The organism is Streptomyces sp. NPDC107654 (assembly GCF_055639035.1).
Map to the genome: position 1 here is coordinate 225,388 of NZ_JBVKBI010000009.1, position 15,057 is coordinate 240,444.

The window sequence follows — 15,057 nt, forward strand, 5'->3', positions numbered from 1 at the left end:
CACGATGGACGGCATGGGGAACGCCGAAGTGGAGTCGATCCACGTCCACCCGGTCAAGGCTTTCCGCGGCGTGTCGCTCCGGGAGGCCGTCGTGGAGCCCTGGGGCCTGGCCGGAGACCGACGCTGGACGCTGATCGACGACGGGGGAAAGGTCGTCACACAGCGCGAGGAGCCGCGCCTCGCACTTGCCGCCGCCGAGCCTCTGCCCGGCGGCGGCGTTCGTCTGTCCGCGCCCGGGCTGGCGCCGCTGACGGTCGAGGTGCCGGAGCCCGCGCGGACCGTGCCGGCGAACGTGTTCGGCACCAAGGTGGAGGGGGTCCCGGCGGCCGCGGCCGCGCACGCCTGGTGCAGCACCTATCTGGGGGCCGAGGTCCGCCTGGTCCACATGGACGATCCGGCCACCCGCCGCCCGGTCGACCCCGACCACGCACTGCCCGGCGAGACGGTGAGCTTCGCCGACGGCTACCCCCTGCTGGTGACCACGCTCGGCTCGCTGGACGCCCTGAACTCCCTGATCGCCGAGGGCCCGCACGCCGCCGAGGGCCCGCTGCCCATGAACCGGTTCCGGCCCAACGTCGTCGTCGCCGGCACCGCGCCCTGGGCCGAGGACCGCTGGACGCGGATCTCCATCGGTGAGGTGGTCTTCCGGGCCCCGAAGCCCAGCGGACGGTGTGTCGTGACCACCACCGATCAGACCACGGCCGTACGCGGCAAGGAACCGCTCCACACCCTCGCCCGCCACCGCCGGACGGACGGAAGGCTGCTGTTCGGCCAGAACCTCGTCCCGCTCTCCCCCGGCACCGTCAGAGTCGGCGACCCGGTACGCGTCCTGGCGTGACAACCGGCGCGCGAAGCGATCCGGTGACGATCCGGGGGACGGGAACCGGGGACGCGGCCCGCACGTTGACGAAGCATGAGAAATTCGTGAGAGGCCGCGTGCGCCGGGGGATGTGACGGGGGCCGGAAGGGGGTGGGGACATGCGAGCACTCAGCGGGCTGTGGCGCTGGCGCGGCAATCCGCTGCGCCGTGGGACGGATCTGGCCGAGGCCTGGGTGGCCCTCGTGGCGCTGGTGCTGATCGCCGTGGCCGCGCCCGTGACCGGCCGGCTGGCCGGTGCCGCCGCCCAGGACTCGCTCCAGCGGTCGGCACGGCACCAGCAGCACGCCCGCCACCAGGTCACCGCCACCGTGGTACGGGCCCTGGGCGGAACCGTGCCGGAAGCCGACCCGGACACCAGCTCCGCGCGCGAGGTCCGCAGCCGCGTCCTCGCGGACTGGACCGCGCCGGACGGCACCCCGCGGCACGGCCCGGTCCTCGCCGACCTCAGGATTCCGCACCGAGGGGACCGCTTCAGGCTCTGGACCGACCCGCGCGGACGAATAACGACCCGCCCGCTGGACTCCGCCACGGCGACGACGTACGCCGTCCTCGCCGGGTTCGGCGCGGCCCTGCTGACGGCGGGCCTGGTCGAGACCGGCCGGCGCATCACCGTCTGGCGCCTGGTCCGCAGACGGTACGCGCGCTGGGACCAGGCCTGGGACCGGGCGGGCCCGGACTGGGGCAAGGCGGGCACCGGCAGCTGACGGCCTTGCGGCTCCGGTCAACCCGGCGCGCACGCACACGCTACGGTGGACCGGCCGAAGCGCTTTCGGCGACAACCCGCGGGTGCGTGAACCCCGGGGCGCGCGGATCCACCGGGGCGCGAACGCGCTCACACCGCCGAGGGCGGGCACGGTCACGGCCGGGCACCGGCGGCCGCGTCCCGACGGTCAGCGAGCCATCAGTACGACGAGGTGGGGGCACGGCAACGCCATGGCACAGGGCACGGTCCAGGTGACGCACACCGGTACGTCGCGGTGGCGGCGCCGCACGGGTGAGTACGCTTCGCTCGCCGCCGCCCTGGAGGCCGCCGCCGACGGCGACGTCCTCACCATCGCCCCGGGCACCTACCGGGAGAACCTCGTCCTCGAACGGGCGGTGACGCTCCGTGGGCCCGAGGGCTCCCCGGGTTCGGTGCGGATCGCGCCGGCGGACGGGGCTCCGCTGACCGTGCGGGCCTCGGCCGTCGTGCAGGACGTGCACGTGGAGGGGCAGGACGCGGCGGCGCCCGCGCTGCTGGTCGAGGAGGGCACACCCGAGCTGCTGGACGTGCGGATCGTCACCCGGTCCGCCGTCGGCGTCGAGGTGCGCGGCGGCGCCCGGCCCACCGTGCGCCGCTGCACCGTCGACAACCCGGCCGGCATCGGCATCGCCGTACTCGACGCCGCCGGCGGGGTGTTCGAGGAGTGCGAGGTCGTCGCCGCCGGGCAGGCGGGCGTGGCCGTCCGCGGCGGGGCCCGTCCGCGGCTGGAGCGCTGCCGGGTGCACCACGCCTCCGGCACCGGAGTGACCGTCACCGGTGAGAACTCCTCGCTGGAGGCGGTGGGCTGCGAGATCTACGAGGTACGCGGTTCCGGAGTGCAGGTCACCCAGCGGGCCGCCGCGCAGCTCACCGACTGCGATGTGCACCGCACCACCGCCGACGGCATCACCCTGGACACCGACGCGGTGCTCACGCTCGCCGACTGCCGCCTCCACGACATCCCGGAGAACGCGGTCGACCTGCGCTCCCGCTCGGTGCTCACGCTGACCCGGACGACGGTCCGTCGGTTCGGGCGCAACGGCCTGTCGGTGTGGGACCCGGGGACCCGGGTGGACGCCAACCAGTGCGAGATCTTCGACAGCACCGGCGACTATCCTGCGGTGTGGGTGAGCGACGGGGCGACCGCCGTGCTCGACTCCTGCCGGGTGCACGACGTGCCGGACGCGCTGTTCGTGCTGGACCGCGGCTCGCGCGCGGACGTCGTGGACAGCGATCTGTCGCAGGTGCGCAACACGGCCGTGTCGGTGAGCGACGGGGCGACCGCGCAGCTGGACGACTGCCGGATCAGGGAGGCGGCCACCGGTGCCTGGTTCCGCGACCACGGCAGCGGCGGCACGCTCGACAACTGCACCCTGGACGGCACCCAGACCGGGGTGATCGTCACCAAGGGCGCCGACCCCACCATCGAGCGCTGCACGGTGGACTCCCCTTCCGAGGCCGGTTTCTACGTCTCCGCGGGCGGCCGGGGCAGTTTCCTGCACTGCCGGGTCACCGGCAGCGGCGGCTACGGCTTCCATGTGATCGACGGCTGCCGTACGACGCTGCGCCGATGCCGTACGGAGCGCTGTGCGCGCGGTGGGTACGAGTTCGCCGAGGGCGGACCGGACGCGGGGTCCGGGAGCGGACCGGTCGTGGAGGACTGCACCAGCGACGAGAGCGGCGGGCTGCGGGGGCCCGCGGTGCGGGAGGCGGCCGTGGAGACGGCGACGCGGTCCGCCGGGCTGCTGGGCTCGTTCCCCGGGCAGCGGGCGGCGGAGCAGCAGCCGGTCGCCGCCGCGGAGCCGGAGCACGCGCAGCGCACCTCGAAGGACGTGCTCGGCGAACTCGACGCGCTGGTGGGCCTGGAGAGTGTCAAGCGTGAGGTGCGGGCGCTGACCGACATGATCGAGGTGGGCCGGCGCCGGCAGCGGGCGGGGCTGAAGGCGGCCTCCGTCAAACGGCACCTGGTCTTCACCGGCTCCCCGGGAACCGGCAAGACGACGGTCGCCCGCCTCTACGGCGAGATCCTCGCCTCGCTGGACGTGCTGGAGAAGGGCCACCTGGTGGAGGTGTCCCGGGTCGACCTGGTCGGCGAGCACATCGGTTCCACGGCGATCCGCACCCAGGAGGCCTTCGAACGGGCGCGCGGCGGTGTGCTGTTCATCGACGAGGCCTACGCCCTCTCCCCGGAGGACGCCGGGCGGGACTTCGGCAAGGAGGCCATCGACACGCTGGTGAAGCTGATGGAGGACCACCGGGACGCGGTGGTGGTGATCGTCGCCGGGTACACCGCGGAGATGGAACGCTTCCTGTCCGTCAACCCGGGTGTGGCGTCCCGCTTCTCCCGCACCATCACCTTCGGCGACTACGGCCCCGAGGAGCTGCTGCGGATCGTGGAGCAGCAGGCCGACGAGCACGAGTACCGGCTGGCGCCGGGGGCGTCCGAGGCGCTGCTCAAGTACTTCACCGCGATCCCGAAGGGCCCGGCGTTCGGCAACGGCCGCACCGCCCGGCAGACCTTCGAGGCGATGGTGGAGCGCCACGCGAGCCGCGTCGCCCAGCTGCCCGACCCGACCACCGACGACCTGACCCTGCTGTTCGCGGAGGATCTGCCGGAGCTGCCCTGACCGTCCCGGCGGACTCAGCCGGAGGCTCCCCGTTCCGGGCGCTGGGCCGGTACCTCCGGGCGCAGCCGGGTCAGGAGGCGGGCGCGTTCGCGGCTGAAGGCGGGGTCCGACTGGTAGTCGGAGTGGCCGAGGATCGGGGCCGGGAGCGGGTGGTCCGGAGTGCGGCCGTAGGCGAGCGGGTCCCGCAGGGGCTCGTGGTCCACGTCGGGGGCGGTGTCGTCGGCGACGCGGACGGGGCCGCCGATGGGGTCGGTGCGCCGGTACAGGTTGCGCCAGCAGGCGATGTCGTGGTGCAGGGCGGCGAGCGCGGGCGGGCCGAAGTGGGCCGGGAACCAGCGGCCGTAGAGGCGTTCCAGCGGGGAACCGTAAGTGAGCAGGGCGACCCGCCCGCGGACGGACGGCGGTAACTGCCAGGCCGCCGCGGCGGCGAGGACGCTGCCCTGGGAGTGGCCGGACAGGACCAGCTTTCCTTGGGTGCGCCGGGTCCAGGTGGCCATGCGCCAGGTGAGGTCCGGCACCGCGCGCTCGGCGTAGCACGGCGGGGCGAAGGGGTGGGCGGCGCGGGGCCAGAAGGTGCCGACGTCCCAGAGGATGCCGATGGTGCGCCGCGCGGAGGCGTCCTTGTAGGCGCGCCGGCCCCACGTCACGAACAGCAGGAAGCCGAGTCCGACCAGCCAGGAGCCCACCGCCTGCGAGGTCGCGGCCACGGCCTGGACGAGGTGGTGGGCGTGCCGGGCCGCTCCGTCGGGTGTCTTCCGGGTGGCCAGGGCCCCGGCCAGCGCCGCGCTGCCCAGCACGAGGGTGGTGGCGGTGAGCACGCCGATGAGGAGGGGTGCCCGGTCGGTGAGGCCGGCCATGGCCCGGGCGTGGGCGATGGCGCGGGTGCGGGAGGCGTCCTCGGGCTCGCCGGGGTGCTCGCCGCGGACCTGGTCGCGTTCGGCGCGGGCGAGCCGGGCCGTGCGCAGCCCGAGCCCGGCGGCCAGCAGGAGCAGGACCGCGAGGGTCGGCGGGATGGCGGAGGCCTGCCAGGTCAGCAGGACGGGCGGCCCGGTGAGCAGGGCGCGGGTACCGTCCAGCCAGTCGGCGACCCGCTGCGCGACCCCGCCGGAGACCACTCCGCCCAGCGCGCAGGCGAGCAGTGCGACGGCGGGTCCGCCGAGGCCGCGCAGCGCGGCGCGCGGATCGGGGCGGCGCCGGTACAGGTAGCGGGCGACGACGGCGAGGGCGACGACGAGCAGGCCCTGGGCCAGCATGAGGGCACCGAAGGCCGGGTCGCCGGGCAGCCGGCCCGTGGACCGCCAGCCGGGCCGGGACCAGCCGGCGTAGACCATGCCGAGCAGCAGCAGGGCCAGCGCGGCGAGCTTCAGGGAACGGACGAGGTGCCGGTCGAGCCGCTGGTCGAGCCGGTTCTCGCTGCGGCCCCGGCGGCAGACCACTCCCACCACCGCCGCCCCGCAGGCGAGCAGGGCCGCGGTCAGCAGCCAGCCGAGCAGGTCCAGGAGCGGGGGGCCGCCGGGCCGGTGGTCGAAGCGGGTCGCCGGAGTGGTGACGGCGCCGGCCACGGTGAGCAGGCCGGCCGCGGTGTGGGCCGCGCGCAGCCGGGCGACCAGACGGCGGCCGTACCAGAAGCCGGGCCGGACCAGTGCGCTGCCGTGGTCGTCGGGCCCGGGGGCACCGGAATCCGCCGCGGGGTCGGGCTCGGGGGACAGCGGCAGGTGGGACTCGTAGGCGCGCCAGGTGCGGTGCGAGAGGTACCAGAGGAGCCCGGTCAGCGCGGCGGGCAGGGTGGCGGCGAGGGCGAGGCGGCGGCCGGGGGCGCTCCACCAGCCGCCGGCGGCGGGCGACAGGAAGTCCAGCCAGGAGTGGCGGCGGACGCAGGCCTGGACGCCGGCGCACTGCCAGGCGACCAGGTCGAGGGCCACCTCGCAGGCGGCGGCCACCAGCAGCGCGGTCAGGGTGAGGGCGGCCAGGCGCACGAGGAGGCCGTAGAGCCGGACGGTGCGCGGGCGGGCGGGTGCGGCGGGGCGCATCCAGTGGGCGAGGTTGACCACCATGAACGGCAGCAGTAACAGCCACAGGGCACGGCTGCCGTCGCCGGAGGTGAGGTTGCACCAGACGTAGGCCTCCCGGACCGGTTCGCCGTGGGGGGCCCGGCCGGCCGCGGCGGCCTCGGTGTCCTCGGTCCGCCGGAAGACGGCGGCGGTGTCGTCGCCGGTGACCCGGACGGTGCGCGGGTCGCCGAGCATCTTCTCCGGGGTGGTGCCACCGACCCCGTGCACCAGCAGTTCCAGCTCGTCCCCCGGCTCCGCGGGCCGGCCCGGGCACGGCCCGGCCGTACGCTCCCCGTACTCCCCCGGTGCGGCCGTCCGGTCTCCGTGTTCCCCCGGCCCGGCCTCGCGGTCTCCGTACGTCCCCTGCCCGGCCGTGTGGTCCGTGTGCTGCCCGGTGGGGTGGTCCTGTGCACGTTCCACTGTTCTCGCACTTCCCCCGTGACGCCCTGACGTCTGTGTCGTGCGCGGTTCAGGATGTCCTCTCCGGCGGTCGCGTACACCTGCCGTCACCGAATCTCCCCCGAACCGTGTCACGGCGGACGGTCCGGCAGGTGGTGGCGCAACCGGGACCGAGCCATGAAAGGATGGGACGCCCGCGCACCGCCGGACGGATGGACTTCCTGGTCGGGGCCGGTACGCCGGGCGTCGGACGGTTGGCGGCGAAAGGACCGGAGCGTACGTGAGTGAGAATCAGAACCTCCTCGCGGAGCAGCGGCGCGCCCTGATCCTGGACGAGGTCCGGCGCCGGGGCGGGGTGCGGGTCAACGAGCTGACCCGCAAGCTCGGCGTCTCGGACATGACCGTGCGCCGCGACCTGGACGCGCTCGCCCGCCAGGGGATGCTGGAGAAGGTGCACGGCGGTGCCGTGCCGGTGGTCGAGGCGAGCACGCACGAGCCGGGGTTCGAGGCGAAGTCGGGACTGGAGCTGACCGCCAAGGAGGACATCGCGCGCGCCGCGGCCCGTCTGGTCGTCCCGGGGGCGGCGATCGCCCTGTCCGGTGGGACGACGACGTACGCGCTCGCCCAGCACCTGCTGGAGGTTCCCGATCTGACCGTGGTGACGAACTCGGTGCGGGTAGCGGACGTCTTCCACGCGGCCCAGCGCACGTCCGGGCAGCGGCAGGGCTCGGCCACGGTGGTGCTGACCGGCGGGGTGCGCACCCCCTCGGACTCGTTGGTGGGGCCGGTGGCCGACCAGGCGATCGCCGCGCTCCACTTCGATCTGCTCTTCCTCGGTGTGCACGGCATATCGGTGGAGGCGGGTCTGTCCACGCCCAACCTCGCGGAGGCCGAGACCAACCGGCGGCTGGTGCACTCGGCGCGTCGGGTGGTGGTGGTCGCGGATCACACCAAGTGGGGTGTGGTGGGCCTGAGCTCGTTCGCCGCGCTGGAGCAGGTGGACACGCTGGTGACCGATGCGGGGCTGCCGGCCGAGGCGCGGGCGGAGATCTCCGAGCACCTGCGGGTGGTGGTGGCGGGCGAGCCGGAGGACGAGGACGGCACAGACAGCTGAGAAGCCGTCAGCTATCGTGACGGTGTCCGGTCAATCGCAGTGCACGACCGTCACGAGGGGATGTCGTCCATGGCTCGTCGTCTGCGTCCGGTGGAGATCGACTTCGTCGACACCGCGCCGGTGCGCCTGGTCTTCGCGCGGAACATCGCCGCCCCTCCCGAGCAGGTCTTCCGCGCGCTCGCCGAGGACGTGCCCGGCTGGACGCAGTGGTTCTCCGCGGTGACGTACGCCCGGGCCACCGACGGCGGCGCCGGGCGGGAGATCCGGCTGCGGGGCGGGACGCGGTTCACGGAGACGGTGCTGGTGGCGAAGGCACCCGAGGTGTACGCCTACCGCGTCGACACCGCCACCGTGCCGGGCGCCCGCGCCCTGGCCGAGGAGTGGCGCCTGGCCCCGCACGGCACGGGCACACGCGTGCGGTGGACGTTCGCCGCCGACGGGACGGCGCCGTTCCGGTTCGTCCTGCTGCTGGGCCGGCCCGGGCTCAAGCGCGCCTTCCGTGACGCGGTGACCTCCTTGGACCGGCGCCTGTCCGGGCGCTGACCAGTCGTCGCCGCGGGCGTGCCGCCCTCGGTCACCGCCGCCGCCATCGGCTCCGCGTCCGGTGCGCGGACGTCGGCCGGGCGGGATGCGGCGGACAGCGAGTTGAGCAGGCCGCCGGGGGCGGCGGACGACGGGCCCGGGCCCAGTCGTCGACGGCCGCGTGCAGCTCGTGAGCGGGGACGCCCCTCTGCGGGACGGACAGGGGCCGGGCCCGCGCCGCGCCGAGGGCCCGGCCGGTGAGGACCGGTTCGCGGACCCCGGCGGCGCCGACCTCGTTGACGAGCCGGTGAGACCGGTGAGAGTGGGGTGGGGCGGGACGGTCAGGCGGGCCACACGCCCGTTGCCAGGAACGAGTCGAGCACCGCCGTGTACGGCGTGATGTCCAGGCCCTGCTCCGCGAGCCACGTGTCCGAGTAGTACTTGTCCAGGTAGCGGTCGCCCGGGTCGCACAGCAGGGTGACGACACTGCCGGTGCGCCCCGCGGCCACCATCTCGGCGACGATCTTCAGCGCGCTCCACAGGCCGGTCCCCGTGGAGCCGCCCGCCTTGCGGCCGATCGCACCCTCCAGGGCCCGTACGGCGGCGACGCTGGCCGCGTCCGGGACCTTCATCATCCGGTCGATCGCCCCGGGCACGAAGCTCGGTTCCATGCGCGGCCGGCCGATGCCCTCGATCCGGGAGCCGCAGTCGCAGGTGACGTGCGGGTCGCCGGTGGTCCAGCCCTCGAAGAAACAGGAGTTGTCCGGGTCGGCGACACAGATCCGGGTGTCGTACTGCATGTAGTGGACGTAGCGGGCGAGGGTCGCGGAGGTGCCGCCGGTGCCCGCCGTGGCGACGATCCAGGCCGGCTCCGGGAACCGCTCCAGGTGCAGCTGGCGGAAGATCGATTCGGCGATGTTGTTGTTGCCGCGCCAGTCCGTGGCCCGTTCCGCGTACGTGAACTGGTCCATGTAGTGGCCGCCGGTCTCCGCCGCCAGGCGGGCGGACTCCTCGTACATCTTCCGGGAGTCGTCCACGAAGTGGCACTGTCCGCCGTGGAACTCGATGAGGCGGATCTTCTCGGCGCTCGTCGTGCGCGGCATGACCGCGATGAAGGGCACACCGATCAGCTTCGCGAAGTACGCCTCGGACACCGCCGTCGAGCCGCTGGACGCCTCGATCACCGGGCGGTCCGGACGGATCCAGCCATTGCAGAGGCCGTAGAGGAACAGGGAGCGGGCGAGCCGGTGCTTGAGGCTGCCGGTGGGGTGGGTGGACTCGTCCTTGAGGTAGAGGTCGATGCCCCACTGCTCGGGCAGCGGGAAACGCAGCAGGTGCGTGTCGGCGGAGCGGTTGGCGTCCGCCTGCACCTTGCGGACGGCGTCTTTCAGCCATGCGCGGTAGGCGGCGTCGCTGCGGTCGACATCGAGGGTGGCGCCGGTCCTGGTCTGGGGAGTGGTGCTCACGGCAAGGCTCCTTACGCTCGTCGCCGACGGCGCCTCACGCGAGCCGGCAGATCGAGCATAGGCAGCTTTCACCCGCTTCCCACCTGCATAAACGCATCTTTGGGCGGCTCAAAGACACCCTGGGGCACACGCGTGCGAGCCATCCGGGGGCGCATGGGCGGAAGTGCTCCCGGCGGATGTCGCAGGCGCCCCGTGCGTACTGGTGCTCCACGCCGGAGCGCGGCAGACTGCACGCGACGGGACCACCGTCCCGGACGGGGGCGCACACGGAACCACGGGAAGACCGTAAGGGGGCGGCGACACATGGCGGAGCCCGAGTTCAGCGCCACAGGCGTGCGCATCGGCAAACGTCTGCGTTCGCTCACCCGGGCCGGGGAGGTCCGGATCAGCGACGGCCGGCTGCAGCTGCTGACGAGCTACGGCAGCGAGATAGACAGCGCGCCGGTGCAGGCGGTACGCGCGTCCAAGCCATGGTTCGTGCCGGACGACCGGGCGCTGGCCGACGTCAACGGCACCCGGTACCTGCTGACACTGGGCGACCAGGACCCCGCTCCGGGGCAGCCGGGGCCGCCGGCGGCGCGGCGGTTCGTCGAGGCGGTGCGCCGGGCGGCGGGACGCGGCGGCTGAGAGGCGTCCCGCCGCGTGGCGGTACAGCGGGTGCGGCGCGCCGTGCACGGCGGGCCTCGCACAGTGAGCCGCGTGGGCCGCGTACGGCACGGGCCGCGCACGCTGAGCCTTGTGGGGCCGAGTACGGTACGGGCCGCGCACGGCGAGCCGCGTGCGGCGCGCGCCGTACGGCGTGGGCCGCGTACGACGTCGGGTCCTGGACACCACGCGTCCGGGCGCCGCTCACGGCGTGCAGCGGTCGGTCGCGGCGAGTTGCGGGAGCGCATCCGCTGCGTCACGCTGGTCTCACGTCACTCTGGGTTTACCGGCGATAACGCTGCGAACCAGCCCGCCGGCCACGACAGCAGGCGGACGTTTGGACGCAAGCACCCTGCTGGATCCGTTGTTCTCCGTGTTCTTCCGGTTCCTCCGGACCTCACATCGGGGAGTCGCAGCCGTGACCAGTCATCCAAGCAGGCACTGCACGGTGGAGCTCCAAGCCCTGCCGTCGCGGATCGGCCAGGTCCGCAGAATCGTATCTGCGCAGTTGCGCTACTGGCATCTGGACCCGTTGATAGACCGGGCCGCGCTCGGTGTGACGGAGTTGCTGAGCAACGTCCACCGGCACGCCAGGCCCGACAAGTCGTGCACCGTCGAACTGGAGTTGCTGCCGGACCGGCTCACGGTCTCGGTCCGCGACCACGATCCGCGTCTCCCGGTGCCGGCCGACACCCCGGACGGCACGGACACCGGTCCGCTCGCCACCTGCGGGCGGGGCCTGGCGATGGTGGCCGCGGTGAGCGAGAGCTGGGGCGCCCGGCCGGACGGCGAGAACGGGAAGGTCGTCTGGTTCACCCTGCCGGCCACGGCCCCGCTCCGCGGCCGTCCGGAAGCAGCGCCCCGGGGGCTGACCCGGACCGCACCCGCCCCGGCGCGTACGCCGGCACCGGTCGCCGCGCCCGTCAGGGCCGGGGTCGGTGCGCCGGCGGAGGCCCGGTCCCCCGTGCCCGTGGGCGCCGGTGCGGCCCCCGTGGCCGCGAGCGGTGCGGTCGGGGCTGCGGCTCCCGGTGGCGCTGTCGCCGCGGGCGGGGGAGGCACGACCCCCGTCACCACGACGCCCTCGAACCCACGGCCGGCCGTTCACCGATGACCGGGCGGCGCCTCCACCGGAGGGCGCCTCCCGCCGAGGGGCGCCTTCCCGCGGCGAGCCCCGGGCCCCGAGCCCCCGCTCGCTCCCCCTGGCAGCCCCGCCTGTCGTGACGGCCATGACAGCCGGGGCAGGCGGGACGACCGGGCGCCCCGGATCGCCGGTACAGCACGGAACCAACTCGCCCACGCGGACCGCGGCCCCCGCCGCGGTCGTCGTCATGCCGTAACGCCGCCCCTGCCGCCGCGGCCGAACTGCTCCTCCAGGACGGACAGTCGGCGCCAGTACTCGTCCTCGTCGATCTCGCCGGAGGCGAAGCGGCGGCCGAGGACGGCGAGCGGTGAGTCGCCGGCCGGGCGTCCCGCGTCCACCGGCCGCCGGGAAGTGCCGCGTCCGCGCCAGGCGGTGCGGCGCAGGACGGTGACGGCGCCGATCACGACGGCCGCCCAGACCAGCGGGAGGAACAGGATCCAGGGGCCGGGGCCGGAGCCGCCGTCCCAGTGCGCCAGGGTCTGCATGTCGGGTCTCTCCCTCGTCGGGTCGGGTCTTTCGGTGCTGTCCCGAGGCTCGCTCCGACAGGGGGTCCCCGTCGTCGTGCGGGCGGCGGCGATTCCTGTACCACCCGGGGAGTACGGCCATACCGTCCTCCTGCTCCTCCCAGGGGCTGGCAAGCTGTAACTACTAGTATGTACAGTGGGCGCATGAGCACTTCGGAACGGCTGATCGAGTCCACCCGCGAGCTGCTGTGGGAGCGCGGGTACGTGGGCACCAGCCCCAAGGCGATCCTGGAGCGCGCGGGGGCCGGCCAGGGGAGCATGTACCACCACTTCAAGGGCAAGCCCGATCTCGCCCTGGCCGCGATCCGGCGCACCGCCGGGGAGCTGCGGGCCACCGCCGAGGCCGTGCTCGCCGGACCCGGCACGCCGTACGAGCGCATCGAGGCGTATCTGCTGCGCGAGCGTGACGTGCTGCGCGGCTGCCCGGTCGGCCGGCTGACCATGGACCCGGATGTGATGGCGAGCGAGGAACTGCGCGCTCCGGTCGACGAGACGATCGCCGCCATCCGCGAACGGATCGCCAAACTGGTCGAAGAGGGCAAGCGGCAGGGGCAGTTCGCGCCCGGACTGGACGGACAGGAGATCGCCGCCGCCGTCCTCGCGACCGTGCAGGGCGGTTACGTCCTCGCCCGCGCGTCCGGATCGCCCGCCGCCTTCGACGCGGGCGTCCGGGGACTGCTCGCCCTGCTCGCGCCCCGGACGCCCGCGCAGGAGAACTGAGTCACGTGCACGTCACCACACGCCGCCCCGACACCCGCAGGGCCCGGCGGAGACCTCCACCGGCGCCGACCGGCCGGACGAACCGGTCGCGCCGCCCGCCCCCTCCCGGCTGCGGATGTCCAACGTCCACTTCGCCCCGGGCGCGCACACCACCCGGCACGCGCAGGGCAGGTGCTGCACGTTCTGGAGGGCGTGGGGGCTGGTGCGGTGCGGGTCCGGGAGATCCATTCGGGCGGGCGACACGGTGTGGATCGAGCCGGACGGACGGCACTGGCACGGCGCCGGGCCCCGCACCTTCATGACCCACCTCGCCGCCGAGGACGGCACGACGACCGAGTGGCACGCGCACGTGTCCGACCACCCCGCCCGAGAACCGAGAAGGGAACCGCGAGAGTGCACGCCATGCAGTACGAGTTCACCCTGCCCGCCGACTACGACATGGGGGTCGTCCGTGCCCGCGTCGCCCGGGTCGGGCATCTGCTGGACGGCTGGGACGGCCTCGGTGTCAAGACGTACATGATGCGCGAGAGCGGGGTGAACGGCTCCCCGGTGAACCAGTACGGCCCGTTCTACCTCTGGAACACCATGGAGGGCATGAACCGCTTCCTGTGGGACGGGGCCTTCCAGGGGCCCGTCGACGACTTCGGGCGGCCGGCCGTCCGGCAGTGGACCGGCCTGGCGTTCCAGGAGGGCACCGCGACCGCCTCCCCGCCGGCGTTCGCCGTGCGTCGACGCCGACCAGTGCCGGAGGGCGTGGAGTTGGCGTCGTACATGGCGGACGCGGTGGCCGAGACGGAGCGGCTCGCGGCCGAGGACGGCGCGGTGCTCGCGGCCGCGGCCGTGGACACGCGCGCCTGGGAGCTGGTGCACTTCTCCCTCTGGGAACACACCGCGCCGAAAGCCGACGGCGACCTCTTCGAGGTGCTGCACCTCTCCGCGCCCGGCCGGGACCGGCTCCCCCGTGGACGGCAGTGGTGACCCGCGTCCGTACGGTCCTCGGTGACGTCCCGCCCGGCGAGCTGGGCGTGTGCGACGCCCACGACCATCTCTTCCTGCGCACCCCGCACCTTCCGGCGCTGGACGACGTCTCCGCCGCGCGGGCCGAGCTGGCGGCCTTCCGCGCGGCGGGCGGCGCGGCCGTCGTGCAGTGGACGCCGTACGGCATGGGACGGCACGCAGCGGAGCTGGGGGCGCTGTCCCGGTCGACCGGCGTACGGATCGTCTGCGCCACCGGGCTGCACCAGGCGACGCACTACGACCCCGAGGCACTCGCCCGGCTGCGGGGCGGGCGGCTCGCCGGGCTGTTCGTGGCGGAACTCACCGAGGGCATCGCCGCGACCGGGGTGCGGGCCGGACTGATCAAGGTGGCCGGCGGCTTCCACGGGCTCGACGCGCACGCCCGCTGGACGATGACGGCGGCGGCGGAGGCCCACCACGCCACCGGCGCGCCCGTCGCCGTCCACCTGGAGCAGGGCACCGGCGCCTTGGACGTACTCGACCTGCTGTGCGGTGAGTTGGGCGTGCCGGGCGAGCGGGTGGTCCTGGGCCATCTCAACCGCTTCCCCGACGCCGTGGTGCACCGGCGGGCCGCCGAGTCCGGGTGCTGGCTGGCCTTCGACGGGCCCTCCCGCGCCCATCACGCCACCGACTGGCGGATGCCGGAGGTGGTACGGGCCCTGGCGGACGGCGGGTTCGCCGACCGGCTGCTGCTCGGCGGGGACACGGTGGTGCCGGCGGCCCGGTCGGTCGACGGGGGGCCCGGGATGCCGTACCTGCTGCGCCGGGTGCGGCAGCGGCTGGCGGAGGAGCTCGGCACCGAGTTGGTGGAGCGCATCCTCACGGAGCACCCGGGGCGGGCGTTCGGGGTCGACTGGAAGAGCTGAGCGGGCCGTGGCCCGATCCGGTGGATCCGTGTCCTCGCGGGTGGTTCCGGCCGTCGGCCGGGGCCCGCAGGATGGCGGGCGACGACCGTCGACCACCGCCCGGAGGGACGAGAGCATGGCACTGGAGATGCGCGCCCGCTGCGAACGCTGCGAGACCACCGCGCTGCCGCCGGACGGCCCGGCCCGCATCTGCTCGTACGAGTGCACGTTCTGCGAGGCGTGCGCGGCGGAACTGGGGCAGGTCTGCCCCAACTGCGGGGGCGGGCTCCTGCCGCGTCCGCTCCGTGCGCCCGCGGCCCGGGCCTCGGTGGGCCGCGCCGGGATCACCGGGGTGGGCTAGGTC

General features: G+C 74.4%; 14 protein-coding genes. 11 read left to right on the forward strand and 3 right to left on the reverse strand.

Annotated features, from left to right (window positions below):
- The first annotated feature begins 13 nt into the window (after positions 1 to 13).
- The 3 genes from ACZ7N4_RS18475 to ACZ7N4_RS18485 all read left to right on the forward strand — a co-directional run bounded on the left by ACZ7N4_RS18475 (position 14) and on the right by ACZ7N4_RS18485 (position 4,249).
- Positions 14 to 838: an MOSC domain-containing protein gene (locus ACZ7N4_RS18475; RefSeq protein WP_471359360.1), complete on the forward strand. Its 825-nt coding sequence runs from the start codon at positions 14 to 16 to the stop codon at positions 836 to 838.
- 140 nt (positions 839 to 978) lie between these two features.
- Positions 979 to 1,584 carry an Rv1733c family protein gene (locus ACZ7N4_RS18480; RefSeq protein ID WP_471359361.1) on the forward strand — a complete coding sequence of 202 codons (606 nt, stop codon included), beginning with the start codon at positions 979 to 981 and terminating at the stop codon, positions 1,582 to 1,584.
- A gap of 229 nt (positions 1,585 to 1,813) precedes the next feature.
- On the forward strand, positions 1,814 to 4,249 hold the full coding sequence (locus tag ACZ7N4_RS18485) for a right-handed parallel beta-helix repeat-containing protein (RefSeq protein WP_471359362.1): 2,436 nt from the start codon (positions 1,814 to 1,816) through the stop codon (positions 4,247 to 4,249).
- A 14-nt stretch (positions 4,250 to 4,263) separates the two neighbouring features.
- Here ACZ7N4_RS18485 and ACZ7N4_RS18490 read toward each other — a convergent pair whose 3' ends face one another.
- Complete coding sequence (locus ACZ7N4_RS18490) at positions 4,264 to 6,540, reverse strand: hypothetical protein (protein WP_471359500.1); 2,277 nt, start codon at positions 6,538 to 6,540, stop codon at positions 4,264 to 4,266.
- A gap of 439 nt (positions 6,541 to 6,979) precedes the next feature.
- Between ACZ7N4_RS18490 and ACZ7N4_RS18495 the strand changes: the two genes are divergently transcribed.
- The gene (locus tag ACZ7N4_RS18495) at positions 6,980 to 7,813 is read left to right on the forward strand and encodes a DeoR/GlpR family DNA-binding transcription regulator (RefSeq protein ID WP_471359363.1); all 834 of its coding nucleotides are present in this window, start codon (positions 6,980 to 6,982) and stop codon (positions 7,811 to 7,813) included.
- 69 nt (positions 7,814 to 7,882) lie between these two features.
- A complete protein-coding gene (locus ACZ7N4_RS18500; protein ID WP_471359364.1) occupies positions 7,883 to 8,356 on the forward strand; it encodes an SRPBCC family protein in 474 nt (157 codons plus the stop codon).
- Positions 8,357 to 8,676: 320 nt separating this feature from the next.
- Here the strand turns inward: ACZ7N4_RS18500 and cds1 are convergent, their stop codons facing one another.
- Positions 8,677 to 9,801 (reverse strand): L-cysteine desulfhydrase Cds1, encoded by a 1,125-nt coding sequence (gene cds1 / locus ACZ7N4_RS18505; RefSeq protein ID WP_471359365.1) that lies wholly within the window; start codon positions 9,799 to 9,801, stop codon positions 8,677 to 8,679.
- A 303-nt stretch (positions 9,802 to 10,104) separates the two neighbouring features.
- Between cds1 and ACZ7N4_RS18510 the strand changes: the two genes are divergently transcribed.
- Both ACZ7N4_RS18510 and ACZ7N4_RS18515 read left to right on the forward strand, forming a co-directional pair.
- On the forward strand, positions 10,105 to 10,428 hold the full coding sequence (locus tag ACZ7N4_RS18510) for a hypothetical protein (protein WP_471359366.1): 324 nt from the start codon (positions 10,105 to 10,107) through the stop codon (positions 10,426 to 10,428).
- A 436-nt stretch (positions 10,429 to 10,864) separates the two neighbouring features.
- A complete protein-coding gene (locus tag ACZ7N4_RS18515) occupies positions 10,865 to 11,557 on the forward strand; it encodes an ATP-binding protein (protein WP_471359367.1) in 693 nt (230 codons plus the stop codon).
- A gap of 215 nt (positions 11,558 to 11,772) precedes the next feature.
- On the opposite strand, the gene ACZ7N4_RS18520 is transcribed toward ACZ7N4_RS18515, so the two are convergent.
- On the reverse strand, positions 11,773 to 12,072 hold the full coding sequence (locus ACZ7N4_RS18520) for an SHOCT domain-containing protein (protein ID WP_471359368.1): 300 nt from the start codon (positions 12,070 to 12,072) through the stop codon (positions 11,773 to 11,775).
- A gap of 168 nt (positions 12,073 to 12,240) precedes the next feature.
- On the opposite strand from ACZ7N4_RS18520, the gene ACZ7N4_RS18525 reads away from it, so the two are divergent.
- The 4 genes from ACZ7N4_RS18525 (at position 12,241) to ACZ7N4_RS18540 (ending at position 15,054) form a co-directional block, all read left to right on the forward strand.
- Positions 12,241 to 12,831, forward strand: a complete 591-nt coding sequence (locus tag ACZ7N4_RS18525; protein WP_471359369.1) for a TetR/AcrR family transcriptional regulator — start codon at positions 12,241 to 12,243, stop codon at positions 12,829 to 12,831.
- Positions 12,832 to 13,224: 393 nt separating this feature from the next.
- Positions 13,225 to 13,809, forward strand: coding sequence for a DUF4865 family protein (locus tag ACZ7N4_RS18530; protein WP_471359370.1), 585 nt, complete (start codon positions 13,225 to 13,227; stop codon positions 13,807 to 13,809).
- Complete coding sequence (locus ACZ7N4_RS18535) at positions 13,806 to 14,714, forward strand: phosphotriesterase family protein (protein WP_471359371.1); 909 nt, start codon at positions 13,806 to 13,808, stop codon at positions 14,712 to 14,714. Before ACZ7N4_RS18530 ends, ACZ7N4_RS18535 begins: the two co-directional genes overlap by 4 nt.
- A gap of 115 nt (positions 14,715 to 14,829) precedes the next feature.
- The gene (locus tag ACZ7N4_RS18540; protein WP_471359372.1) at positions 14,830 to 15,054 is read left to right on the forward strand and encodes a DUF1272 domain-containing protein; all 225 of its coding nucleotides are present in this window, start codon (positions 14,830 to 14,832) and stop codon (positions 15,052 to 15,054) included.
- The last annotated feature ends 3 nt before the right edge of the window (positions 15,055 to 15,057 follow it).

Coding starts and splice junctions, on each gene's coding strand:
- ACZ7N4_RS18475 (WP_471359360.1), top strand. CDS start 14: ATGGGGAACGCCGAAGTGGAGTCGATCCACGTCCACCCGGTCAAGGCT.
- ACZ7N4_RS18480 (WP_471359361.1), top strand. CDS start 979: ATGCGAGCACTCAGCGGGCTGTGGCGCTGGCGCGGCAATCCGCTGCGC.
- ACZ7N4_RS18485 (WP_471359362.1), top strand. CDS start 1,814: ATGGCACAGGGCACGGTCCAGGTGACGCACACCGGTACGTCGCGGTGG.
- ACZ7N4_RS18500 (WP_471359364.1), top strand. CDS start 7,883: ATGGCTCGTCGTCTGCGTCCGGTGGAGATCGACTTCGTCGACACCGCG.
- ACZ7N4_RS18510 (WP_471359366.1), top strand. CDS start 10,105: ATGGCGGAGCCCGAGTTCAGCGCCACAGGCGTGCGCATCGGCAAACGT.
- ACZ7N4_RS18520 (WP_471359368.1), bottom strand. CDS start 12,072: ATGCAGACCCTGGCGCACTGGGACGGCGGCTCCGGCCCCGGCCCCTGG.
- ACZ7N4_RS18525 (WP_471359369.1), top strand. CDS start 12,241: ATGTACAGTGGGCGCATGAGCACTTCGGAACGGCTGATCGAGTCCACC.
- ACZ7N4_RS18540 (WP_471359372.1), top strand. CDS start 14,830: ATGGCACTGGAGATGCGCGCCCGCTGCGAACGCTGCGAGACCACCGCG.